The sequence below is a fragment of the Xenorhabdus sp. TS4 genome (assembly GCF_014467265.1).
GTDB classification, from domain to species: Bacteria; Pseudomonadota; Gammaproteobacteria; order Enterobacterales; family Enterobacteriaceae; genus Xenorhabdus; species Xenorhabdus ehlersii.
The window spans coordinates 1-213 of the sequence record NZ_NKHQ01000030.1 but is presented as its reverse complement, the minus strand read 5'-3'; the positions used below and the strand labels follow the sequence as shown (position 1 = coordinate 213).

1 pseudogene is annotated in these 213 nt (G+C 51.2%); it reads right to left on the bottom strand.

Annotated features, from left to right (window positions below):
- Positions 1–213 (bottom strand): annotated as a pseudogene (locus Xets_RS12660) (IS701 family transposase); the annotation flags it as partial.

Genomic DNA, 213 nt, shown 5'->3' with positions numbered 1-213 from the left:
AGGTAATGTGCCGATACCAACTGTGCCATTGCCGCACTTCATAATGATCCAGGCCACATTCCCCCTTCGTTTCCTCAAAACCACTTTCAATTTCCCAGCAATGCCCTGCCACCTGAACCAGCAGATAATGACCATAATCCCGCTCTTCCTCACTGAGTTGTAAACGCCAAAGCGGCACCCGAACCCAGTCGTACCAACGTTCTCCCTTTGTCC